Below are 25214 nucleotides of genomic sequence, written 5' to 3'. Positions count from 1 at the left end.
CTTCAGTGATCCTGATATTCTTGAGACAGTAACTTTATTCTTTCAGATTGACGCAGCAAACGATCATCCCAAGTATCTTTATTCACTACAATAGGTTGCATTAAAATAACCAGCTCAGATTTTACAAAGCCTTTTTGCTTCGTTTTAAACAGCAAGTTAACGCCTGGAATTCTACCTAATAATGGTCGTCGCGTATCCACATTAGACCGCCGCTCTTGCATTAACCCGCCTAAAACAACTACCTGACCATTCCTTGCTTTTACAATACTGTCAGACTCTCGCACATCTCTCAAAGCTAAAGGAAGAGAAAATTGGCTGCCCGCCACATCGATCTCTTTAATTTGATCTTGCACATTGGTTACCAACGGATGGACATGTAAAATAACCTCACCACTTTCCGCAATCTGAGGAGTTACATCCAGAGCAATGCCGCTGAAGAAGGAATCTAATTCAACTTCAGGCGTATTGACAGTTGTAGCGGCGCTGGAAACCACTGGATTAGAAACACCTGTGACAAAAAACTCATCGGAGCCCACACGTATCACCGCTTTTTGATTATTGACAGTAGAAATACGTGGACTGGAAAGTACTTGCACTTTCCCTTGTTGCTCAAGAAAAAATAATAGTTCGGTAATATCGTTAACGTTAAGTACTGTGGAGATCACCGAGTTACGTGTATTATTTCCATTAAAAACTATATCTGATAAAGAACCTGTAGAAGAATCTGTTTGCGTTGCATTAATTTGCCCACTAATTGCCCCCCAATTTATTCCTGCATTAAATTCATCATTGAGTGTTACTTCTAATATCTTAGTTTCCAATACGACTTGACGTTTTATACTTAATTCAGATTTTTTAAGAAATTCTCGCACAGCGTTTAATTCTCTTGGCAAAGCTTTGACGACAGCTAAGCCAGCTTGCGGATCAGTCATCACCATACGACCGTCTTCTTCCCCCACAATAGCTAATAATGACTGTGTTAAACCACCCCAAAAATCTGTTTTACTTAGGGTTTGAATCCGTGCACCGGGCGTTATTTCTTGTTGTCCGCCACTGGTGTTTTCTTCGTTATCGAGAAAACCCAGTAAATTGGTGCCGTCTTCTGAGTTATTAGAAGATGATGCATTATTCTGCCTATTATTTCTGTTATTAGTGGCGTTGGATGTAATTCTCCCAACCAGAACACTGGTATCGGTTACCCCCACGCGCTTTACGTCTAGATAGTTAATGGGAAATATTTCTGTGCGTAATTTACGTGGGAAGATAGTATAAATATTATTTGCTAACTTATATTCGTAGCCATAGACCTCCCGTGTCACATCAAGCACGTCAGCTACCGTTACATCGCGTAGTTCTAAAGATATTTCGCCAGATACTTCGGGGTGAGCGACTACATTCGTACCAGTATCTGAGACTAGACTTACAAAAAAAGCACGTGCTGGAACACGGTTAACGGATACATTAAAACGTTTTTCTTTAAGTGTTAAACTACGATGGTTACCATCAATAAGCACATCATTAACCTCATCAGGTACGTTTAAGCGTTTGCTGCGTTGCGCCTTATCAAGATCAGCGATAATACTTTCAGCGGGTGTATTATTAGACCCATTATTGCTGGCACACGATAATATCAATACGGAAGCAAGCAGGGTCGACAAAGTACGAACAATATAATATTCTGTAGTAAACGGGTTTATTGTTTCTTTCATTTATCGAAAATGCTCTGTCTTAATTTTAAAACACGCAAGTCATCGCTAGATTTGTAAACCACATGATCATTAGTAATATCAACGATGATTTTGCCATTTATAGTTTCACCTTTTTTTACTGCTGTACCATTGATAATAGCCTTTTGCTTACCATTTCCTGAAAAAATCGCCTGTAAAACCAAAGGCTTTTCACGTATAACAGCACGCCTATAATTAATAGGCTGTGTCGGATCACGCAACGCTGGAATATTTTCTATTGCACTAGTTCCCGCTTCAGCAAATATCTTGCTCGACAGACTCAATAATGCAAAGGCCACATAGATATAAACCGACAAACTGAAATTAAACACCTAAGACACCATGTTCTGTAGATAGTGTATAGACTTCGATCATTATTTTAGCCTGTGGATACTGTATTACTTCATAGTCAATTTCTTGCCAATATATTTTCCAAGGAAGCTTTTCTAGAGCTGCCAAATATTTCACAACATCGAAATATTGCCCTTCTAAAACAACCACTACAGAGTGTTTAAAGATACCAATATCTTCTTCTTTTTGCTTTGAGGTAAAAGTACTTGACTCAAGGTTATCCTGTTCATCTTGTTCACCTTGTATTTTCAATTCACTAGACTCTAGTGTCTGCATACCCACAAGCGTTAAAGTGCTTATAGACTTAACTACATCTCTTAGTACAATAGTAAGGTTTTCCGCCGATATTAAGCCAACAGATAAAGCCTCGAGCTTTTTATCTAACGAAGACAATCTTCTCTCTAAAGCTAATATTTGCTGCTTCTTATGAACATTAGGATCATCATCTAGCGCTTTGGCTAATACCATTTCCTGCGCAGTTAGTTTTTTGATATCCATTTCCGCACTTTCCATACGCTGACTAAGAGCAGCCGTTTTTTTATTGATATCAGAAATTAAAAATACTTTAAATAGCCCCCATGTTATGACTATGGCCAGCACACTGATAATCGCTCTTTCTCTCAGTGGACGGGTATTAAAATTTTCGTTGACATTATCCCAAAAGGCCAACATCAGTTATCCTCCTGTGCAGCCAATTGATATACCGAATCGAAGCCCAATGCAAAATCATGGAGAGAAGAGTTTTTAGCATTAACAACACTCATAAGGCCAAAACGAGATTCGGTAAAATTAGGCTCATTCTTAAGCTTGCCAATAAAGCTTGGAATATTTTCTACAATATTCGTTGTACCTTTCAATTCAACAAAAGCCCCACCACGAGATATACGAATATGCTGTAAAGAAATGGAAGGGAAAGACTGCCTTGCAAAACCCAACATAGCGCCTGAAAAGCCTAATTCATTACCTAGATTTTGGCCTTGGATAAGATCGCCAATTTGCTCTCTTGCCATTACTTTTTTTTTCAATTTTTTTTCAGTTTGTTCCAGTGCCACCATATTAATATTGCGCGGTGAGCTTTGAATGTGATTTACACGGATTTCAATAATTTCTTTTTGCTTTTCAATTAAAACAATCTTAGCCTCATACTCCTTAAGATTGGATGATATTAAATATAGAGAGGCACTCATTAGAAAAGCAAAGCCAAGCAGGGATGATGCGACAGTATTAGCTGTTAACCATTCTTTTTTTGGCCGTAATTCAGGTAAATATAAATTAACTTGTTGCATACTCATGGCTCAGCTAATTCGCGATAAACGCCTCCGAGAGCACCTAGACATAATTGCGTCATCGCACTATCTATATCATCCACAAATTCAACTGTTGGTGTAATATCGAGAAATTGTGCCGGTACTGTAAGGTTACGAGCAAAATCTTGACAAATTTTATCTTCGCTAATATTTTCCCCCCCCACATATAAAGCTCCTGGAGGCACAAGTCCCATCTGACGCTCGTAATAGTCAATAGAACGCTGTATTTCTAAGGCTAATTCATCGCAGGGTAAATCATCGAGCAACCCCCCGTTGTAATTAAGTTGAAATTGACGGGATAAATAAAGATTACCCTCTCGATACAGCAATACGATACCACCGCCTTGAAATATCCTTACAATTCCCACACCGCGCTCGTGCATCTGATCGTTAACCATCAACGCAATATTGCGCAGTGCCATTTCTGCAATATCTATCGAGGCCAAAGTCAAACCCGCGCCATTAATCAAAGCAATTAACTCGTTAACCCGATCCAACTCAGTAACCACCACGTAGGCCATTTTTTTAGCTGATCGACTAGCATCGTCCGGCAATCTGAAAACATCCACAACGACTTTCTCAAGAGGGGTTGAAATCAAATCTTTAATACGCCAACGGGCCGCCTCACGCAGGTCTGTATCGTCGACATCGGGTGCTTCGATAAGTAATAACTGATAGTCTGCGGGACTTAGAATTAGATGGCACAAACGCTTATGTATTTTTGCTTTGTTGACGAAGTGATTCAACTCATGGGCAAGCTTATCTTGCTTTTGCTCGCAGTGAATGACATGTACCAGATCTATATCGTTTTTCTCTCCAAAGCAGCCCTTGGCAACCAGCGCTAAGCCCTCTGTGATTATCTCAATACCGACAGCGCCTTTTTTTGCACTAATTTTATCCAACCAATCCACTTTGCCGGGCTCCTCTAGCCGCTTGCATTGTCACACTTAGGGCCACTATCAACTGTTAAATAAAAACAAAACATCTTTAGAATTTAAACACGTAGCTATCTAAATGAATCTTTCAGGTTAAAGTATAGACCGTGAATATAATTTCGCCGAAAAGCACAGAATTTAGAGAACAGTGACAGAGGCAGACAAGAACTCTGCCTGATCACAAAGATATTGAGCTTAGAATACGCGCAGGAATTCTCTTTGCGTCCGGAGGCAAGCAAGCGCCTTAACGGCACATATTACTACATAAGCTGAAGGCAAGAGCAAAGAACAGGTATCTAAAAACCACCTTCGAAGTTATTTTGCCGCCACGCTTCATAACTAATAATAGCGACCGCATTAGATAAGTTCATACTGCGGTTGTTTTCTAACATAGGGATGCGTAAGCGATCCTGCGGATTAAAACTGTCCATAACTGCAGGCGGCAAGCCGGCGGTTTCCGAACCAAACAATAGGACATCTCCTACTTGAAAGCCCGCTTTATCGTGAGACCGGGTCCCTTTGGTAGTACATGCAAAGATCCTTCGACCCTCTACTGCTTTAAGAAAAGCCTGATAATTCTGGTGACGGCTGACATTGGCTAAATCACGATAATCAAGTCCAGCCCTCCTCACTTTTTTCTCATCGAGATCGAAACCTAGAGGCTCTATCAGATGTAAATGGCAACCATTGTTGGCAATAAGTCGGATAATGTTGCCGGTATTAGGGGCAATTTGAGGCTCATACAAGGCGATATGAAACATAGAGATTATTGATATTTAGTTTTTTAAGATAGCAAGGACAAAGTGCTTATGAGGACGAGAAGTATAGATGAAGCAAAATAAAAGGCCAAATACAGCCTTTATTTTGCTTGATTTTTAAATAGCGTGGGTAAAACTACTTAAGAGCCGATTTTGCTGCTGCTAACAGCACGTCGGTATCGATACGCACCTTGTAATCGGGACTGTGAAAAGAGAAACGCACTTTACCTGAAGTATCGGTAATAAGTGCTGCCGGCACAGGTAAGATATGATGTTTTTCACCAGACGCTTCCTCTAGGTCGATATTGTAACCCAGATACTTTTTATACGTTTCAGCATCCACTTTGAAGGCTAAGCCCATAGCTTTAACAGCTGTGGCCTTGGAATCCGATAGTAACGTATAGCTGATCTCATTTTTATCCATGCTTTGCTTGAGGTTCTTGGGTAAATCGGGGCTAATCGCCACGATTTGATAGCCCATTGCTTTTAAATCACTCTCTATGGTTTTCAACTCTCCCAAATGCACGTTGCAATAGGGACACCAACCACCGCGATAAAACACTAATACAGTGGGCTTTTCGCCTATTTTAGCGGCTAAATCAACATTCTTACCATCAATACCTTGAAGTGTCACCTTAGGTATCTCTTGCCCTACTTTAATCGGACAAACCTTGGCGGCATCCTCAGGTACTTTATCCGCATAAGCAGAAAGGCAGCATATGCTCATGATGAAAGATGCTATGAGGGTAAAAGTTTTTTTATTTATTATATGTATGAGATCACTCATATATGTTTGACTCCATATGGTGTTGAGCAATAGCCACGGCTATGTGCAAGTATCTATTATGTGTAAGTGAAAATAATGTATAAGTAATAGCCACTATGACCGGGATAAAACTAGATAAAAGTATATACTTATCGAAAAATAAGCTCTAGCGCCAATTGGCAATAGGCGAGGCCGCGGTATCGCTAGCCTAAACCTAAGAGGTTACCTTTCGCGCCAAGCAAACCTCTATATGCCAAGCATAATTCAGCACTGGCAAACAATTCATCTCAAAACTTTATACGTTAAGCAGTAAAAATAAAGGTGAATAAAACTGTGCACGATACGAGGAATTCGGGTATTAATAGGAGGATTTTTCATTTTCGAGTAAATTTTACGGTTAAAGTTTGTGTATAACCATCCCAAGACGGTTCAGTTTTCTGCTAGAATCGCGCGCTTTAGTTTTCAAGGTTCACAAGAATGCTCAACAACGATGCAATAAGCCAACTCTCACAGCTAAAAAAAGACATTCAAGCGTCAAAAGAATATGGCAGTGGTACTGTCGTCGGCAGTAACGGCCGGTTCGGTTTTGTCAGATTAGACGACGGACGGGATGCTTTTCTTTCGCCTGACAAAATGCAGAGAGTAATACCGGGCGATATCGTCCATGTTAGCCTCAAGAAAAACGATAAAGATAAACTGGAGGCTGATTTAGAAAAACTACTGACGCCGGCTCTTGACCGCTTTATCGGACGCTATCGTGTTAAAGGCAACGCACACTTTGTTGAGCCTTCAGGCATCCAATCGAGTCGTTGGATTTTTCTGCCGCCAAAATCTCGCAGCAAATGTAAGGAAGGGGACTATGTGGTGGCTAAGATGCTACAACACCCCTTCCGCGAAGGTAAACCTTCGGCAAAAATCGTCGAGCGGGTGGGACGCGATGACGAAGCGCGCTTTGAATTGAAGTACACAAAGGCCAAATATAATCTCAATCAGCCTGAAGATAAGGCCCAAAATAATCAAACTAAGGCTGTTGAAAAGCAGTTTAGTGACCTTGATCTTGATAATCGCTCCGACTTGAGTCATCTACCTTTTGTCACTATCGATGCGGCCAATACTAAAGATATGGATGATGCCATCGCCATCGAATCTGTAGAGCGAGAAGGTCACAATGTTTCTTTACTGCACGTGGCCATTGCTGATCCATCGAGTTTTATTCCTCAAAATTCGCCGCTCGCGAATGCCAGCTTAAAAAATGGACAAACCGTATATTTGCCCGGTGGCCTAGTGCCGATGTTCCCTATTCAGCTGAGCCATCACTGCTTTTCTTTGGAGCCTCAGAAAAAGCGTCCCGCGTTAGTGTGCCATATTGAATTCAATCAAGACGGAGAAGTGCTTAGTTCAAACTTCGAGTTCGCTTATATTGAATCTAAACACAAGCTTAGCTATGAAGACGTTGGCGCCTTTATTGAAAGCGACCAGGATTCAGTGCCCGAAGAATGCAAGGTCATACTCAAACAGTTACATGACCTTTCTGTAATAAGACGCCAATATCGTGAGCGACATTTTTTGGTAGTACAAGACCAAATAGATTATGACTACCAATTCGACGAACAAGGTCATATTCAAGAAATCAAGGCACGGCCAAGAAATGCAGCACATCAGATTGTCGAAGAAGCGATGTTGGCTACGAATATCTGTGGCGCAGAACTACTTTCGCAGCATAATACTGGCCTGTTTGTGGTTCACCCTGGATTCCGTCCAGATCGTCTAGGCGAAGTCAAAGCGCTATTAAAAGAAGAAAACATTGTTCACGATGATCTCAACACTCTCGAAGAGCAAGTAAAACTTTTCAGCACATTAGATAGCAAAGGCGAAGCGCCAAATCTCAGTTTGGCCTTACGGCGAATGATGGTAAGTTCCGAGTTGAGTGCCACAAAGGCCCCTCATTTAGGCATGGGCCTGCCTATTTACAGTACCTTAACTTCACCGATAAGACGTTTTGCGGATCTTTATAACCACTGGTGTCTTCAACATATTATCCACCAAAAGTCAGTTAAAAAGCTTTCTGAGAGAGATTTAGAGAAACTTTCAGAAACCCTACAAAATGGTAAACAAGCAGATCGTGAACTTTATCAATGGCTACTTTTAGAATATACAAAGAAACAAATAGGCCAACAGGCACGCGGTACTATTCGTATTGTCACCCAACACGGTTTCGGCGTTAAACTTGATGATAATGGCATTGAGGGTTTCATCTTGTTTGGCAAGGATAAAGAAAAAAAATACGACGCTAAGCGCATGACCTTAACTGTGGATAAGGAATTGTATTATTTAGGCAAAAGTGTCGAGATTAAAATTAAATCCGTAGATCAGACAAAGAGGCGTATTGCCTTTGAGCTGGTTGTCAAAAAGCAAGAGACGGTGGTCGATGAGACCGTGAGTGCTTAAGCAGTCTGGTAACGTATTAAGAATTGAGATAGTCATGGGCTGCAATGACTTGCAGCCCTATTTATTAGTAGTTTGATCACCAGACAATCAAGAGAACTACCGAATTATCGAATGTAAAAACTACAGATTATTTTAGTATATGGGCTGTTTGCGATAAATTAACCGAATGCTCATCAATAAATTTAAAAGTATTCCAAGCAATAGTCACTTCATCGCTGTGATGTAGCTGCACCCTACCTTCAATTTTTTCACCGTTGACACTGGTGCCATTAGTACTGTTTAAATCTTCAATAAAATATTCCACCGTATCGGGGAAATCTGGGTTAGGTACCGCTTGTAAAGCCGCATGACGCGAACTAACGGAGGAATCCTCGATAATAATATCACAGTCAGGCATACGGCCTATAGTAAGCTTATCGGAACCAATATTAAATTTATGGGCCACTACCCCATCAACCAACTGTGCTAGCACTGTCATAATCACTTCACCTCTATAAACCTAATACGTGATATTTTATAAGAAATTTATACGTAACCAATTTGTTTTGCTTCTGCTGAGAAATCTCGTTTTATGGCTTTTTTCAATACCAAAGCCATTTCCGCAGCAGTCTCATAACGATCATCAGGGTCTTTTTGTAAGGCCTGATTAATAATGCGTGAGGCACTTGCGGGCAAATCCTTACGTATTGAACGAACGTTCTTATGCTTGCCGTAAATAATTTCGTAAGTCAACGCCGCCAAATTACTACCATGATAAGGCAAACGCCCTGTGAGTAATTGATAAAAAGTCACACCCAGACTAAAGATATCTGCCGCTCGATTTACTTTCTTACCTTTAAGCTGCTCCGGTGCCATATAAAGTGGACTACCGAGGATTTCTCCGGTACTTGTCTTAGAATTATCTACCAGCCGAGCAATACCAAAGTCTGTCACTTTGACCTGATAAGGTGAGGGATTGTAGATAATATTACCGGGCTTAACATCACGATGTACCACATTACTATCATGAGCATAAGCGAGTGCTTGTGCGACATCACAAACAACACGATAGACTTCGAAAACAGGTAATAAATTATCTTCACTGACAAAGTTATTTAATGCTTTACCTTCAGCAAAATCCATAGCGATAAATGCTAAATCGCTTTCTTCACCTACATCAAATACTGAAACAATAGCGGGATGATTGAGTCGACCTGCTGCCTCCGCCTCGCGGAAAAAACGCTGTTTTAGCTCATTACTATTTTTATCTTTAAATTGATCATAGCTGAGAGTTTTAATGGCAACCCGCCGCGCAATTTTTGGATCAAAGCCTAAAAACACACGTCCCATCGCCCCTCTACCCAGTTCCCCTTCAAGTTCATAGCGGCCGATAATTCTTCGATCCGTTTGGGCTGTGGTAATGGCTGTTGTCTTCTGTAAATTATCTTCTTGATCCACGTTCGAAGAAGACTTAAGCATCGTGTTTAAGACTTTTAATTTTTGCTCAGCATCCTTATAAGATTTGCGCTTGCTGCGTACCATACGCATCACATCAATTGCTTGCTGATATTGTTTTTGCTCAGCATAGGCATCAGAAATATCGTAAAGCGTTTGTAATAATGGCTCGTCTAGAGAGCAATCCGTTAGCTGTTCCAAAGCTAAATTCAACTCCTGTTGCTCGATAAATTGGCGAGCCTGTTTAATACAAATACCATCAGCTCTATCAATATTGCCTTGTATACGGCGCTTTTTAATCATCCAGATAGAGAGAGCGAAATGTCCAACAATCAGCCATACCACAACAAGGGCTAGAGGTAGCCATACTCGATGGGAAGCGATAATAAGAATTTGGCTTAAAATTATTGTGATGCTTAAGAAAAAAGAAATTAATCCTGCTGTACGAGGCGTAATCCTAATTACCAGTAAGCCCAAATAAAGAGTGACCATAAATACTAAGGCCATCAACACTATGTTAGACCACCAAGGTGAGTAAACAACGGCATCATGCTTAACACTATAAAGTGCTTTGGCTAACATATCAGCACTGCGGCTACCCTGCTGGGCAATTAAAATAAATTCTGGAAATGCGCTACGTGCCAGAGCCTCATTTAACGCAATAGTATTGACGATAGGAGCCATACGATTGGATAAGGAATGCAGGGGAATAAAGCTACCGTCATTGGATAAAGGCAGGTTTAATGTTCCTATAGTAAGAGCTTGGCCTTTTTGCCATATTAAATTTTCACTATCTGAAACATTCTCGATAGTTTTTAAAAGCTGAATAAAAAAATCACTAAAGACGCTGTTGTTGTCATCATAAAACAACGCTTGATATTGTGATGATAGTGAATTGGTCAGGGTAAATTGTTCAAAAGAAGGGCGCGCAACCTCGACGCTTTTCGCCGTTGAAAAACAATACTTGCAATAGGGCCAAATAACTTCCTTTAAGACGGGAGAAAAAACATGTCTATCGTAAGTTTGCTCAATGACAGTAGGTTTTTGACCGGCGAAAAAAAAACCTTCCACACCGACAACCACACGAGAATTATTAAGGTAATCTTTTAACAAAAACTTGCGATCTACTAACGCTTTAGCCTTACGATAGGGGGTATCGTTAGATGCGCCTTGAATATAGGTTTCGATTAAGGTATCAGCAGCCCCAGCACCCTCATCAATGGGCTGCTGAAGAATTAGACCAACCGTACTATTCGCGCCATTGACAATATTCGAAAGTAATGCCGCCAACTTTCCTGATGAATGGATGTCTGATTGCCAAATGGCAATCTCTTCTTTCGGCACTTCAACGATGGCAATACCCGATGATCCCAAAGGAGGTGCAAACAAATAACTACTAGCTTTGATAATGGTGTTATCAATTGCAGAAAAAAGGTGCACTCGCGGCGCACACACCACTAGTGCCAAGCCAAAAATTATAATAACACCTCGAAAGTTAACATGGCTTACCAATACGGCGAGCATAGTGAGGGCTTTTTCAATCGCTATAAAAGTTTTTTTCACTACTTTATCTTCACTAATGACAGTCAGGCATTATCTGGCAAAGTAAACGCCAGGTATCCAGCTTTTTTTGATCTCTAACGTTTTATCAAGATCGTGAGGAATTTCCTGCAAATATTCAAATTCATGGGTGCCAATCGCGAAGATAGCACCTGCGCTTAAAATCGCGCTCGATATCTGTTTGCCATTGAGTCGAATGCCATTGGTACTATCTGTATCTTCTAATCGACAATTCTCAGAAGTAAGTGTCAACTTTGCATGAGATGAACTGATAGTAGGATCATCGATGGTAATATTGCACGTAGGATGTCGCCCAAGTAATACCGTCTCTTTTATTTCATACATAGAAACGACATTGCCATTCCAATAGTGTCTTAAGTAAGCCATTACTTTCGATATACCCTATTTTCGTTGTTATCATATGGTGAGTCTCGAAGTATTTTATTGTATGAGACTATTAGCCGCCAGAACATAATAATATGTCTTTCAAGCTAGGGCCAGTTAACATAATAGAAGCAAAAAAGAATGGGAAAGGCTCGACAGCGGGAGAGAAAACTAAGAGAGGGCTAAGCCATACAAGCTCAACACCTCACTTAAATAAGCTAAAGTAAAATGGGACGAAAACCCAGGCACATCTATGGACAAGCCACCTCGGCATCTTTGATAGCAATGCGCTCAATTGAACCATCAGAGCGCATAAAATTAGCGAAGATAGCGTCTAACATTTCATCATAAACCACCGTTAGATGCTCACAATTACCGACACTGACAGCTTTAATTTGAATAACATTACTATCTTTTTTCGCCGCTTCCGGCTGATTTATGGCAAGAGACAACTCTCTAACATATTCGAACTCAGCACCGCCGCCATCACTGAGTAATACCGAACCTCTGGAGTAAGGGTAACCATAGCCATAACCAAATTGGCCGCCGATCAGCACACGACTATGAGGTTTGTCTTTTTCTTGGCGGCTGACGCTATAACCTAATTTAGCAATGAACTGGGCGTTTTCATCTTCTGTAGGGGTATAGCCCAGTGAACTTAAGCGTTGTTCTAACTTATCTTTATAGTAACGAAATTCAAGGGTTTCGGGGGCTTCATCACTTTCAGTTGCCACTCTTATAGTGCCAGTGGAGAACGAAGCGTTTTCGTCACGGAAGGTCTGCACATCAGTGCGAACTACAGAGGAACATGCACTAATTGCAAAAATACATGCCATAAGTACAGCACGTGATAGTATTAGAAAATCTCTACTCACAGGATAAATCCTCATATCTATTCAGAAACCGACCAAAAAAAACGATTAAGTCGATAATCTTGTCCTATTAATGACTCGGGTCAAATTAACTTTCAGCCCTACCACACACTAACTACCTTGCTCAACATTACAGTATTACTGAGCCATTATTTTTTGTAGTGTCAGTTATATATACTATTTAGGAGCTTCTAAAGTTTCGACCAATTCTTTGAACTGGGCGTGGTTTTCATCATTTAACCCCATCAAAAAACGATGCGCCTCAAGAACCTTGACCTTTATTTCGCTCTCCGAGCCATTATTTTCCATAATAGTAATTTTTTCATCACTTTTGCTGTCATCCTTAACAAAGTTATCTTCATCGACAAGTCGGAAGATATCATCAAAGCTCATGGACACCAAAATTCGGGAAATACTTGGATTATTAGATATGACAATTGGGGATTCTTTGTTGTGTTGACCGGCTTTGATTGAAAATTTAGCCATCAAGCCTAAGGTTGTACTATCAATCGCTTGCGCTTGGGTGAGGTCGAAGATGACAGAAGTGTAATCGGGTCTGGACAATAGCTGCTCGATAAACTCGTCAAATGAAAGACATAACGTTAGACGCACATCACCAATCATCTTTATCACGAAAACGCCGTCGTGATCCGCTATTTTAATCGAGCCTGATGTCATTATGATATCTCTGCTTGTATCTTAAGAATAGCGATGTCGTCAGGGACCGACGACATGCTATCAATTGCAAAAGCTTGCGTAAGCGACCCTATGTCCTGCGTATTATTTGCAACAACTTCAAGTAGGTGCTGCTCTTTTTCAATAAGTTCTTTTCCTGGTAACACCTCGAGTATTCCATCTGAAAACACCACTAAAGAGAAGGTGTCAGGTAAAGTCGTCGAATAGACTTGCCAGCTGGCATCAGGAAATATCCCGACAGGTTTGCCTTTACCTGTTAGGTACTCACACCCTTTATCAGTGATCAATATAGGAAAAGGTAGATGCCCACCGAAAACATAACGCATCTCTTTTGAATATATATCAATCACGCCAACAAAACACGTCATGTGGCAACCCACGCCAGAATTTATCACTTCCATATTCACCAGGCTCAATATTTTAGCGGCATCTTTTTCAAAAGATTCTTCTGAACGAAATGCATTCTCCTCGCGAAAAAAGTGATGTACGAGTTGCTTCAACCACACAGTCACAAATGCTGAAGCGGCACCATGGCCAGAAACATCCACCAAGTAGAAGGCTAGATACCGTTTCGATATACAACCAAAATCAATGAAGTCACCACTCAAATATAAGGAGGGAATAAGCTGAAAATCCACATTGAAATCACCGAAAGAAACAGGAGCCTCTGGCAACAACTTACGCTGAACACTGCGGCCTGCTTTTTGGTCACGCTCCAATAAACGAATATATTCGGTGAGTTCTGAATTGGCCTGTTCAAGCTCCTGGCGATAGACCTGATTTTGCAATATTAGCTCTGAACGTTCGAGAGCTCGTTCAATTGCATGTAATAAAACTTCGATATTAGCAATAGGCTTAACGAGATAATCTGCAGCGCCAAGATGCAACACATCCACCACATCTTTCACCGCCCCACTATCAGATGTCACAATGACAGGAATTTGCGGTAGCTTTTTTCGCAGGGCTTCAAGTACCTGCAAGCCATCCATATCAGATACAAAGAGGTCAGCCAAAATAGCATCGGGACGGTTAGCATCAAGCCATAGCAAGGCTTCTTTACCTGAGCTAAATTGGTGAACATCAAAGTCATTCTTTTTTAGGTGCGCCACAACATCTTCCCGGATCGAAATATCCGCATCGATAACCAGTAACTGACGGTGAGGTCGTGACATATAAAAATTTTTAGCTCATTAATAAAAGCGCAACATTACTCCAGTCGAGATAGTGGTGCAAGACAACAAAGTTGAGATATTTATATCCATATCGAAAGATAATTTTAAATCACCAGTCGTTTTCATCTTACATAGACGCGCTCAATTCAAAAATCGAACAGGTTGCACAATTTAAAAGCAGAAAAACAACAAAAAAGAGGTTTTATACGACTCTATTTTCACTTCAATATGAACAATCAAATTGTGGAAATATCAAGCAAGTGACAACGTTGCATTGTATCAAAACCCCACATAGTGTGTTTTTATTAAGCAAAAACTACCAAAAGTGGTAATTATGAGTTAGATTTGTACATAGCGTTTATCATTTAACGTGCTATAAAGATAGATAACGAAACAATCGGGACGGTCATAATGAATACAGCTAATTACGGTTATCGAGAAAAACGCAATTATATTCGCATGAAAGTCGACACTCCTGTGGCTATTGTTTGCTGTCACGACGGTAGTAGTGTAGAGGGAATTTGCCGTGATCTAAGTGGCGGTGGATTAATGATTGAGTTGAATACTACATTTCCAGTAGGAACTCAGATGGAAGTCACCATTTCATCGGGACACGCTCATAACCCCATATTAAAAGCTAAGACAGAAGTTACACGTATTATTTCGCAGCCGGATTCCGAAGAGCAGCCTTGTTTACTCGGCATGCAGATTTTAGAAGTCCTGAGTTGAAAAAAGGCCTTCATTTGAAGGCCTTTTTTTTATCCATCATGCGCAGTGTTAGCTGCGTATATGGGTTATTTTTCTTTAGAGTTGATAGTGATTAGTTATTCATAATCGTCGTACTCATCATCTCCAAAATCTTCACCATCGCCAAAATCATCTTCTACCACACCGTCGTTTTCGAGAAAGTCTAAGCGCTGGAGGTAAGCTTCTCTAATAAATAAATAACGGTCACCAGAGATAAGATCTTCTGCCTTCAATAATTCAGAGCGAGTATGAATAATGTTAAGCGCACTCAGGGCAATGGTTGCATTGGAGGACTCTAAATAAAAGGTCGGATCGGTCACCCAGTCAGCGGGCATAGAAAGACCGCCTCGCACCGTGGTTGGCCCTAAGAACGGCAGCACTAGATAGGAACCCCGCCCTACTCCCCACTTGGCAAGTGTTTGCGAAAAGTTCTCACCATCACTTTTTTCTAAACCAGCGGCAGAAGCCACATCGATTAAGCCCACCAAACCTATGGTGGAGTTCAAAAGAAAACGGCCCGTGTCGTTTGATGCCTGTTTCCATTTCCACTGCAGTCCATCATTAACAATATTTCTTATTTCACCTAGGTTGCTAAAAAAATTACCCACACCAGTCTTAACAGGCGAAGGAGTAATCCAGTTATAACCTCTGGCAATAGGCTTTAGAAGCCAGTAGTCAAAAGTATCGTTAAAGCGAAACATCACGCGGTTGAAGCCCTCCAAGCTATCAACATTTTTTTCTTTCACTTGGGCTTGGATATCAGGATTATCTGGATCTACGTTAGCGTTGTTCGGTGTTGATGCACAAGCGCCCAGGAAAGAGAGCAAAAAACACACAAAAAAAGCTTTGTATAGGCGTGCCGCCTTTTGGGGTAAATAAAAATTCACGTATATATCCTTTATGCTGACATAGATAGCGTTCACTATAAAATAGCTTTTAACATAAGCCCTATAGTGACATTCACTTATGACGAAATTAGCAGTTAATTTTTGTTAAAAAAGCGCAGTAAGTTGTACTAAGGCTTGTTTTTTAAACAGCCCTAATATCAACCTGCTGACTGACCTTTGTTAATCTGAGGCTATATTGATAATATCGATAATATAAAAAAATACCAATATAGAATCACATATTTCACTCAAGACTTAGCTGCCACTGCTTCTGCAGACGTTTTTCAGATACAGGCATCGCCGTCTTAAGTGTCTGGGCGAATAAAGAAACACGTAATTCCTCTATCATCCAACGGTACTTTTGCCATTGGGTATTTTGTGTATAGGCCCATTCTCCCTCTTTTTGCAAACGAGTTTGATGAGCATCCCAAAGTTGGTTTAAAGTCTCAGTCCAGGCGTTATCTCGCGTCGGACTCTGGCCCATTTTATCCAACCTAACATGAACCGCAGATAAATAGCGAGGATACTGGTCAAGCCAGCTTTTCGGCGTTTTAGTGAAGACACCAGTAAAAAAAAGTCGTTCCATTTGAGCACTAATATCATTCGCTGCAAGGGCTATAGCAAGTGGATTCTTATGTGTTTTAATGCGCTTTTTTATCTCAACGAGGGAAGACAATGATTTGGCCAATAGAGCTTCATAATGCTCTGCAGCTGCCACTATATCTGAGCGGCCTTGGTTTACTTTGTGTTTAAAGTCATCTTTTTCTTGTGGTAATTCTTCGCCCCGAAAAATAGCATCATCAATCGCTGCAAGAATAATGTCATCGATTACTTGCTCGCGGCGACCAATATTGACAACTGTTAGTCCCAGGTCCTTGCCTTTCATAAGGTTCTTTTTCAAGTATTTAACCGTCTGGTGGCACTCGAAAGCTGCTAACCTCAACATACCAAAGTGCGTGTTAAAACGGGCTTCATCTGGATTATCCAGAACTTTCAGTTCAACACTATCCGTATTGTTAATCAACGCCGGGTAAGCTTTAATTTTTACCTTACCTTTATTAAGCAAAACACTATGAGAAAACCTACCAAAGTCCCACTGGGTGATATTTTCTCTCTCAATACCATCACCAGCTTTAGCCAATGTTTTCTGGACACGAGAACGGTGCTTGTTTTTTAATTGATCGAGATAACGAGATTGATCAATAACTTTATTCTGATCATCTACTATTTGAATATTGATGCGATAAAAGTCTTCAATGGCAGACATATCCCACTGCTCTTGTGGAATATCTACCCCACTGATATGTCCAAGTGCTTCTCCCAGTGCTTGAGTAAGTCTAAGATTACCAGGTTTCAGGCGGGGCATAACACGATCGACAAACTGCGGTACTGGTACTAAATTTTTACGTGTAGCTTTTGGTAATGACTTCACAAGAGCGATACATTTGTCGCGCAGAATACCGGGCACACCCCATTCCAACATTTCTTCTGATAATCCGTGCAAAATATCCACCGGTACTTGAATATTAACACCGTCATTTACTTTTCCCGGTTCGAAGCAGTAGCTCACACTCACAGCATAATCGCCTAAGGATAATTCATTAGGAAACTGTTGCTTGGAAATTTGTCCCGCGTCATGCAACATCAAAGTTTCTTTTGAAAGAAAAAGAATCTTTGAATCTTGCTTTTCCGCTTCTTTTCGCCAGTGCTCAAAGCCTGACAAATTAGAAATATGCGCAGGCACATTAGTGCGATAAAATTCGAAAATTCTCTCTTCGTCTACCATGATATCTCGCCGTCGAGATTTGGCCTCGAGCTCGTGAATATCTTCGATCAATTGCAGGTTATGTTTAAAAAATTCACCTTTGCCACGATATTTCCCTTCCACAAGTGCTTGTCGGAGAAATATTTCATGTGCCTCATCAGCATTAATTTTGTTATAGGCAACCCGCTTTTTTTCCTGCAACACTAGGCCAAATAAAGTAGTGCGTACAAATGCCCTTACCGCCCCCATTTTGACATCGTAGTGAGGTTCAAAGTAATGCTTTTTACTCAGGTGATCGGCATAGGCAAGTACCCACTCAGGTTCCACCTTAGCGACACAATGAGCGAAAAGTTGACTAGTCTCGATAAACTGCGCCGCTAATATCCATTTGTGTTTTTTCTTGGTTTGGGAAGAACCGGGAAATATAAGGAATTTTTTTTGTCTAGTACCAAAGTATTCACGAGACTTGCTTTCACTGTCCTTGTTGCCTACTTGAGACAAATACCCACAGATTAATGCGCGATGAATAGTTTCATAATTAGCACCTTGATGATTTTCTTTGTAATCTAATTTTTTTATGGCTAATTTCAATTGGTGATGAAGGTCTCGCCACTCGCGCATGCGAAGATAATTAATAAATTCCTTCTGACATAGTTTTCGTAATTGAGATTGCGATAAATCTTGCCGTTGAGTCTCGAAGTAATCCCATAAGTTAATATAAGCGATAAAGTCAGAGTGTTCATCGAAAAAGCGTCGGTGTTTTTCGTCCGCAGCTTGTTTCTTATCTGCCGGGCGATCCCTTGGGTCTTGAATACTTAGTGCAGAGACAATAATCAAAGCTTCACGCAAGCACCCCAGTTTATTGGCCTCTATAATCACAGCCCCTAAGCGTGGATCAATGGGTAATTGGTGAAGTGAGCGACCAAGAGTACTGACCTTGCCAAATTTATTGACGGCTTTGACTTCTTCTAATAATTTGAAGCCGTCATTAATAAAACGTTTGTCAGGTCGATCGACAAAAGGAAAATCACGAATATCGCCTATACGCATATGAAGCATTTGCAAAATAACAGCAGCCAAATTCGTGCGTACAATCTCGGCGTCCGTAAATTCAGGCCGACTATTAAAGTCCTCTTCTGAATAAAGCCGATAACAGACACCATTACTTACGCGGCCACAGCGCCCCTGTCGCTGATTAGCACTGGCTTGAGAAATAGCTTCGATGGGTAAGCGTTGAACTTTTGTTCTTACGCTATAACGACTAACGCGGGCATATCCTGGATCGATAACGTACTTAATACCAGGTACTGTGATAGAAGTTTCTGCCACATTGGTAGCAAGCACGACTCTTCGTCCTTTAGATGTATGAAAAACTTTATTTTGCTCTGCCAAACTTAGACGGGCATACAACGGTAATATATTAAGGTGAGGGAAGTTAGCTTTTTTTATGGCGTAAGAAGCTTCACGTATTTCTCTTTCACCACTAAGAAAAACGAGAATATCTCCAGATGTTTGTGTCGTTAATATTTCCTGAATACTGGCAACAATTCCTTCGTTAATATCGTCATGCTGATCCTGCCAGGGGCGATAGATTGTTTGTACAGGAAAAGTCCTCCCAGAAACTTCTATAATGGGAGCCTTGTCAAAATGAATAGAAAAACGTTCTACATCAATGGTGGCAGATGTCACGATAAGTTTTAGATCAGGGCGCTTTTTGAGTAAACGTTTTAAATATCCCAAGAGGAAATCGATATTTAAACTGCGCTCATGAGCTTCATCAATTATTAAAGTGTCATAATTTAAAAGCAGAGGATCATTCTGAATTTCGGCGAGTAAAATACCATCCGTCATCAACTTGATAAAAGTATCTTCATTGGTGTGATCGGTAAAGCGCACCTGATACCCCACTGCTTCGCCAAGATTTGTCTCCAACTCTTCTGCAATTCGACTAGCTACTGTGCGTGCGGCGATCCGACGTGGCTGTGTATGGCCGATTCGTCCCTTAACACCGCGCCCAATAGATAAACATATTTTCGGTAGCTGTGTGGTTTTACCTGAACCTGTTTCACCTGCTAAAATTACAACTTGATGAGACGAAATAGCCTCTGCAATTTCGTCTTTTTTTTGGCTTACAGGTAACTGGTCGGGAAAGCTTATTGGTGGTATTTTCAATAAACGAGCAGAAGCCTTATCCAACGCTCTTGCCAATTCATCTTCAAAGTGTGCGAGCTTTTTATCGTAAGGTAAATTTTCGTCACGTCGTTTAATTAGGCTATTAAGTGTTCTCGACATTTTATGCGCATCTCTAACACCTAATTGCGAGAGATAAGGAACAAATGTTTCGAGAGTCTTTTCCATAGTTTTCAATATATTCAAAGATAAAAAAAGGCCCTAAAGGCCTTTTTATTAGTTGTGGAATAAATAATAGGTTACGAGAAGTTGTTACCGTAGCTCATAAGGCGATCATAGCGTTTGGCCAATAGCTCATCAATATCCACTGATGTTACACGATCAAGTTGATCAACAAGGCGCTCTTTTAAAATTGCCGCCATCTCATCGATATCCCTATGAGCGCCACCGGCCGGCTCATTAATTGTTTCATCAATGATACCGAGCTCAGTTAAAACAGTTGATGTAACGCCCATTGCTTCAGCAGCTAATGGTGCTTTTTCAACCGTTTTCCAGATGATATTGGCGCAACCTTCCGGCGAGATTACAAAATAAGTGGCATACTGAAGCATATTTAGTTGGTCACCCACACCGATGGCAAGTGCTCCACCAGAAGAGCCTTCCCCAATAACCGTGCAAATAATGGGTGTCCTAAGACGCGACATAACCGCTAAATTTTGCGCTATCGATTCACTAATACCTCGTTCTTCACTATCGATACCAGGATACGCTCCTGGAGTGTCTATAAAAGTTAGAACTGGAAGCTTAAAACGCTCGGCCATTTCCATTAATCTCAAAGCTTTGCGGTAGCCCTCTGGCTTAGGCATACCGAAATTGCGATAGACTTTGTCTTTAACACTTCGACCTTTTTCTTCACCAATCACCATGACTGAACGGCCACTTATGCGACCAATACCAGCAACAATAGCTTTATCGTCGCCAAAGTGTCTATCCCCATGTAGCTCATCCCAGTCATCAAATAGTCGAGGGATGTAATCAGATGTATATGGCCTGTGAGGATGCCTTGCAACTTGCACCACTTGCCATGGTGTTAGGTTTGAATAAATCCTATCTGTAAGTTTTTGACTTTCTTCTCGTAAACGATTTATTTCTTCGTTTATGTTCAGATCGTTATCGCTGCCAACTAGTTGTAACTCTTCAATCTTGCCCTCAAGCTCCGCAATGGGTTGCTCGAAATCGAGATAGTTTAAATTCATATCGGATTACTACCCTTTTTTAATTTCGCCGGCTATTGCATAGGATGACTGAATCATCTGAATGCTTTCTGTTGTGGTACAACAACCCTGCGAGTTTATCATTAGTATTTTGTAGCTAGAAGCGACATTCTTTCAGATTTACTACCAGAAAATAACTCTTAGTAAGCTTGATACAAGTTAAAAGCTATTCTTGAACAATCTAGAAGCCAAGTACTTTCTCTGTTTCTTATAAATGTTCTATAAGCCTAAAATGGCAACATTTACGCCTGCCCTGCTATATTTCGCCTATTATCTTTTAATAGTAACGATGCAGCAACTAAATCAAATAAAACATATCTTGTTTTTATATGTATGTAACAGCCGACACAAATTAAATGTTAGAGATATAAGTTTTTTCCTGACATTAATTCAAGTTCTGCTAGAGGCTGTTGTGTTCTTTATAAAGAATGAACTCCTAGTTCATTGCCGAATAGGAATAATATCGTAAGCAATAACATTAACGCCGCCATCTCGAAGACACTAACTAAGATAATTACTGAAGAGTTGGCCGGAGAAGAACGATGAATTTTAATATGCCGATAAGATAACAAGACATAAAAAAAGGGCTAACTATAAAGTTAGCCCTTTTCATAATAGAAGCCTGACGATGACCTACTCTCACATGGGGAAGCCCCACACTACCATCGGCGATGCACCGTTTCACGTCTGAGTTCGGGATGGGATCAGGTGGTTCCAGTGCTCTATAGTCGTCAGGCATAACCGGTGGACGAAGCAGCTAAAGGTTATTAGCAACAACATCGAATCTGTTATGCATGCCTGTTACACAGGCTTTAACAAGCGAAAGAAGAAGACAGCATAGTGTTCTTATACACACATAATCCAGTGTCACTCATGAACTAAAGTGCTCTACGCTATAACTTGATTAGTACCAAGCCTAGCCAGCAATACATTCATTGTATAATCAACACAATCAAAGCCTTTACACAACTTATATCGTTTATCATCGATTATCGTTGCCATAAAGATCTTTCAATCATTTCCGTTATATGGTCAAGCCTCACGGGCAATTAGTACGGGTTAGCTCAACGCCTCACAACGCTTCCACACCCCGCCTATCAACGTCTTAGTCTTAAACGGCCCTTCAGGGGGTCAAGCCCCAGGGAAATCTCATCTTGAAGGAGGCTTCCCGCTTAGATGCTTTCAGCGGTTATCCCGTCCGAACATAGCTACCGGGCAATGCCACTGGCGTGACAACCCGAACACCAGAGGTTCGTTCACTCCGGTCCTCTCGTACTAGGAGCAACTCTTCTCAAATTTCCAACGCCCACGGCAGATAGGGACCGAACTGTCTCACGACGTTCTAAACCCAGCTCGCGTACCACTTTAAATGGCGAACAGCCATACCCTTGGGACCGGCTTCAGCCCCAGGATGTGATGAGCCGACATCGAGGTGCCAAACTCCGCCGTCGATGTGAACTCTTGGGCGGAATCAGCCTGTTATCCCCGGAGTACCTTTTATCCGTTGAGCGACGGCCCTTCCATACAGAACCGCCGGATCACTAAGACCTACTTTCGTACCTGCTCGACGTGTCAGTCTCGCAGTCAAGCGCGCTTTTGCCTTTATACTCATTGCATGATTTCCGACCATGCTGAGCGCACCTTCGTACTCCTCCGTTACTCTTTGGGAGGAGACCGCCCCAGTCAAACTACCCACCATACACTGTCCCTAATCCCGCTAAGGGACCGAGGTTAGAACCTCAAACATACCAGGCTGGTATTTCAAGATTGGCTCCACCTAGGCTAGCGCCTAAGTTTCAAAGCCTCCCAGCTATCCTACACAAGTAGGCTCAAAGTTCAGTGCAAAGCTATAGTAAAGGTTCACGGGGTCTTTCCGTCTAGCCGCGGGTATACGGCATCTTAACCGCAATTTCAATTTCACTGAGTCTCGGGTGGAGACAGCGCCGCCATCGTTACGCCATTCGTGCAGGTCGGAACTTACCCGACAAGGAATTTCGCTACCTTAGGACCGTTATAGTTACGGCCGCCGTTTACCGGGGCTTCGATCAAGAGCTTCGCATAAGCTAACCCCATCAATTAACCTTCCGGCACCGGGCAGGCGTCACACCCTATACGTCCTCTTTCGAGTTTGCAGAGTGCTATGTTTTAAGTAAACAGTCGCAGCGGCCTGGTATCTTCGACCAGCCTCAGCTTAAGGAGTAAATCCCATCACCAAAGCCGGCGCACCTTCTCCCGAAGTTACGGTGCCATTTTGCCTAGTTCCTTCACCCGAGTTCTCTCAAGCGCCTTGGTATTCTCTACCTGATCACCTGTGTCGGTTTAGAGTACGGTCAACTGTAACCTGAAGCTTAGAAGATTTTCTTGGAAGCAGGGCATCAACGACTTCGTCTCATAATGAAACTCGTCATCACCTCTCAGCCTTAGCAGCCCGGATTTACCTAAGCCACCAGCCTACAAGCTTAAACGTGGACAACCAACGCCACGCTCGCCTAGCCTTCTTCGTCTCTCCATCGCAGTTACAGCCGGTGCAGGAATATTAACCTGCTTCCCATCGATTACGCGTTTCCGCCTCACCTTAGGGGCCGACTAACCCTGTCCCGATTAACGTTGGACAGGAAACCTTGATCTTTCGGCGTGCGGGTTTTTCACCCGCATTATCGTTACTCATGTCAGCATTCGCACTTCTGATACCTCCAGCAAGCTTTTCAACTCACCTTCACAGGCGTACAGAACGCTCCCCTACCATGCATAAATGCATCCGCAGCTTCGGTTACCAGTTTGAGCCCCGGTAAATCTTCCGCGCAGGCCGACTCGACTAGTGAGCTATTACGCTTTCTTTAAAGGATGGCTGCTTCTAAGCCAACCTCCTAGCTGTCTAAGCCTTCCCACATCGTTTCCCACTTAACTGGTATTTGGGACCTTAGCTGGCGGTCTGGGTTGTTGCCCTCTTGACTACGGACGTTAGCACCCGCAGTCTGTCTGCCGTGATTGTACTCCTCGGTATTCGGAGTTTGCATGGGGTTGGTAAGTCGGGATGACCCCCTAGCCCAAACAGTGCTCTACCCCCGAGGGTAAGACACGACGCACTACCTAAATAGTTTTCGGGGAGAACCAGCTATCTCCGGGCTTGATTAGCCTTTCACTCCGATCCACAGGTCATCCGCTAATTTTTCAACATTAGTCGGTTCGGTCCTCCAGTCAGTGTTACCTAACCTTCAACCTGCCCATGGATAGATCGCCCGGTTTCGGGTCTATTGCTAGCGACTCGACGCCCTATTAAGACTCGATTTCTCTACGGCTCCGTTAACACTTAACCTTGCCACTAACAATAAGTCGCTGACCCATTATACAAAAGGTACGCAGTCACGCCGAAGCGCTCCTACTGCTTGTATGCACACGGTTTCAGGATCTATTTCACTCCCCTCACAGGGGTTCTTTTCGCCTTTCCCTCACGGTACTGGTTCACTATCGGTCAGTTGGGAGTATTTAGCCTTAGAGGATGGTCCCCCTATCTTCAGTCAAGATATCACGTGTCCCGACCTACTTAATATGGAGCTACTAAACCTTCGTGTACGGGGCTATCACCCTGTATCGCCAGACTTTCCAGACTGTTCCACTAATTTAATAACTCTCGGCTGCTCCCCTTTCGCTCGCCGCTACTAAGGGAATCTCGGTTGATTTCTTTTCCTCCGGGTACTTAGATGTTTCAGTTCCCCGGGTTCGCCTCTACACCCTATGTATTCAGATGCAGATACTCCTAAAAGGAGTGGGTTTCCCCATTCAGAAATTTTGGGATCAATGCTTGTGTGCCAACTCCCCCAAACTTATCGCAGGCTCCTACGTCTTTCATCGCCTCCAACTGCCAAGGCATCCACCGTGTGCACTTAATCACTTGACCATATAACACAAATGACTAAATCTTTACGACTTCAATTTTCATTTAGGTGCCCTTGTATAACACCTAAATGCGCTGATTATCCAATCGCTTCTTCTTACACTGC

The 25214-nt window shown here is 41.9% G+C and carries 18 protein-coding genes and 2 rRNA genes; 2 read left to right on the top strand and 18 right to left on the bottom strand.

What is annotated here, in order from left to right:
• Positions 1 to 2: 2 nt before the first annotated feature.
• From mshL to BVC89_RS10900, 7 genes are all read right to left on the bottom strand, one after another.
• Positions 3 to 1709 (bottom strand): pilus (MSHA type) biogenesis protein MshL, encoded by a 1707-nt coding sequence (gene mshL, locus BVC89_RS10930; protein ID WP_086931222.1) that lies wholly within the window; start codon positions 1707 to 1709, stop codon positions 3 to 5.
• The gene (locus tag BVC89_RS10925) at positions 1706 to 2059 is read right to left on the bottom strand and encodes a hypothetical protein (protein WP_086931221.1); all 354 of its coding nucleotides are present in this window, start codon (positions 2057 to 2059) and stop codon (positions 1706 to 1708) included. The genes mshL and BVC89_RS10925 overlap by 4 nt, the downstream gene beginning before the upstream one ends.
• Positions 2052 to 2750 carry a hypothetical protein gene (locus tag BVC89_RS10920; protein ID WP_086931220.1) on the bottom strand — a complete coding sequence of 233 codons (699 nt, stop codon included), beginning with the start codon at positions 2748 to 2750 and terminating at the stop codon, positions 2052 to 2054. The genes BVC89_RS10925 and BVC89_RS10920 overlap by 8 nt, the downstream gene beginning before the upstream one ends.
• Positions 2750 to 3364 (bottom strand): hypothetical protein, encoded by a 615-nt coding sequence (locus BVC89_RS10915; protein ID WP_158657877.1) that lies wholly within the window; start codon positions 3362 to 3364, stop codon positions 2750 to 2752. Before BVC89_RS10915 ends, BVC89_RS10920 begins: the two co-directional genes overlap by 1 nt.
• A gap of 2 nt (positions 3365 to 3366) precedes the next feature.
• Positions 3367 to 4296: a type IV pilus biogenesis protein PilM gene (locus BVC89_RS10910; protein ID WP_086931218.1), complete on the bottom strand. Its 930-nt coding sequence runs from the start codon at positions 4294 to 4296 to the stop codon at positions 3367 to 3369.
• A gap of 320 nt (positions 4297 to 4616) precedes the next feature.
• The gene (locus tag BVC89_RS10905; RefSeq protein ID WP_086931217.1) at positions 4617 to 5081 is read right to left on the bottom strand and encodes a tRNA (cytidine(34)-2'-O)-methyltransferase; all 465 of its coding nucleotides are present in this window, start codon (positions 5079 to 5081) and stop codon (positions 4617 to 4619) included.
• Positions 5082 to 5214: 133 nt separating this feature from the next.
• Complete coding sequence (locus BVC89_RS10900) at positions 5215 to 5805, bottom strand: peroxiredoxin-like family protein (protein WP_086934585.1); 591 nt, start codon at positions 5803 to 5805, stop codon at positions 5215 to 5217.
• Between the two features lie 516 nt (positions 5806 to 6321).
• On the opposite strand from BVC89_RS10900, the gene BVC89_RS10895 reads away from it, so the two are divergent.
• Positions 6322 to 8292 (top strand): VacB/RNase II family 3'-5' exoribonuclease, encoded by a 1971-nt coding sequence (locus BVC89_RS10895; RefSeq protein ID WP_086931216.1) that lies wholly within the window; start codon positions 6322 to 6324, stop codon positions 8290 to 8292.
• A 127-nt stretch (positions 8293 to 8419) separates the two neighbouring features.
• Here the strand turns inward: BVC89_RS10895 and BVC89_RS10890 are convergent, their stop codons facing one another.
• The 6 genes from BVC89_RS10890 to BVC89_RS10865 all read right to left on the bottom strand — a co-directional run bounded on the left by BVC89_RS10890 (position 8420) and on the right by BVC89_RS10865 (position 14410).
• Positions 8420 to 8770, bottom strand: a complete 351-nt coding sequence (locus BVC89_RS10890) for an FHA domain-containing protein (protein ID WP_086931215.1) — start codon at positions 8768 to 8770, stop codon at positions 8420 to 8422.
• 47 nt (positions 8771 to 8817) lie between these two features.
• Positions 8818 to 11289 carry a serine/threonine protein kinase gene (locus tag BVC89_RS30160; protein WP_216825128.1) on the bottom strand — a complete coding sequence of 824 codons (2472 nt, stop codon included), beginning with the start codon at positions 11287 to 11289 and terminating at the stop codon, positions 8818 to 8820.
• A 30-nt stretch (positions 11290 to 11319) separates the two neighbouring features.
• Entirely contained in the window at positions 11320 to 11673 is a 354-nt protein-coding gene (locus BVC89_RS10880) for an FHA domain-containing protein (protein ID WP_086931214.1), read from the bottom strand.
• 248 nt (positions 11674 to 11921) lie between these two features.
• The gene (locus BVC89_RS10875) at positions 11922 to 12545 is read right to left on the bottom strand and encodes a DUF4136 domain-containing protein (protein ID WP_086931213.1); all 624 of its coding nucleotides are present in this window, start codon (positions 12543 to 12545) and stop codon (positions 11922 to 11924) included.
• Between the two features lie 174 nt (positions 12546 to 12719).
• A complete protein-coding gene (locus tag BVC89_RS10870) occupies positions 12720 to 13220 on the bottom strand; it encodes an STAS domain-containing protein (RefSeq protein ID WP_086931212.1) in 501 nt (166 codons plus the stop codon).
• Positions 13220 to 14410 carry a PP2C family protein-serine/threonine phosphatase gene (locus BVC89_RS10865; RefSeq protein ID WP_086931211.1) on the bottom strand — a complete coding sequence of 397 codons (1191 nt, stop codon included), beginning with the start codon at positions 14408 to 14410 and terminating at the stop codon, positions 13220 to 13222. Before BVC89_RS10865 ends, BVC89_RS10870 begins: the two co-directional genes overlap by 1 nt.
• A gap of 411 nt (positions 14411 to 14821) precedes the next feature.
• Here BVC89_RS10865 and BVC89_RS10860 point away from each other — a divergent pair, with 411 nt between their 5' ends.
• Positions 14822 to 15139, top strand: a complete 318-nt coding sequence (locus BVC89_RS10860) for a PilZ domain-containing protein (protein WP_086931210.1) — start codon at positions 14822 to 14824, stop codon at positions 15137 to 15139.
• Positions 15140 to 15234: 95 nt separating this feature from the next.
• Here the strand turns inward: BVC89_RS10860 and BVC89_RS10855 are convergent, their stop codons facing one another.
• The 5 genes from BVC89_RS10855 to BVC89_RS10835 form a co-directional block, all read right to left on the bottom strand.
• Positions 15235 to 16044: an MlaA family lipoprotein gene (locus tag BVC89_RS10855; protein ID WP_245929375.1), complete on the bottom strand. Its 810-nt coding sequence runs from the start codon at positions 16042 to 16044 to the stop codon at positions 15235 to 15237.
• 244 nt (positions 16045 to 16288) lie between these two features.
• Positions 16289 to 20167 (bottom strand): ATP-dependent RNA helicase HrpA, encoded by a 3879-nt coding sequence (gene hrpA / locus BVC89_RS10850; RefSeq protein ID WP_086931209.1) that lies wholly within the window; start codon positions 20165 to 20167, stop codon positions 16289 to 16291.
• A 71-nt stretch (positions 20168 to 20238) separates the two neighbouring features.
• Positions 20239 to 21195 (bottom strand): acetyl-CoA carboxylase carboxyltransferase subunit alpha, encoded by a 957-nt coding sequence (locus BVC89_RS10845; RefSeq protein WP_086931208.1) that lies wholly within the window; start codon positions 21193 to 21195, stop codon positions 20239 to 20241.
• A 638-nt stretch (positions 21196 to 21833) separates the two neighbouring features.
• A 5S ribosomal RNA gene (gene rrf, locus BVC89_RS10840) occupies positions 21834 to 21949 on the bottom strand.
• 292 nt (positions 21950 to 22241) lie between these two features.
• Positions 22242 to 25111: ribosomal RNA gene (locus BVC89_RS10835) — 23S ribosomal RNA — on the bottom strand.
• Between the last annotated feature and the right edge of the window lie 103 nt (positions 25112 to 25214).

Origin of the sequence: Agarilytica rhodophyticola (assembly GCF_002157225.2) — a bacterium.
GTDB lineage: Bacteria > Pseudomonadota > Gammaproteobacteria > Pseudomonadales > Cellvibrionaceae > Agarilytica > Agarilytica rhodophyticola.
This window is presented reverse-complemented; position numbering and strand designations above follow the sequence as displayed.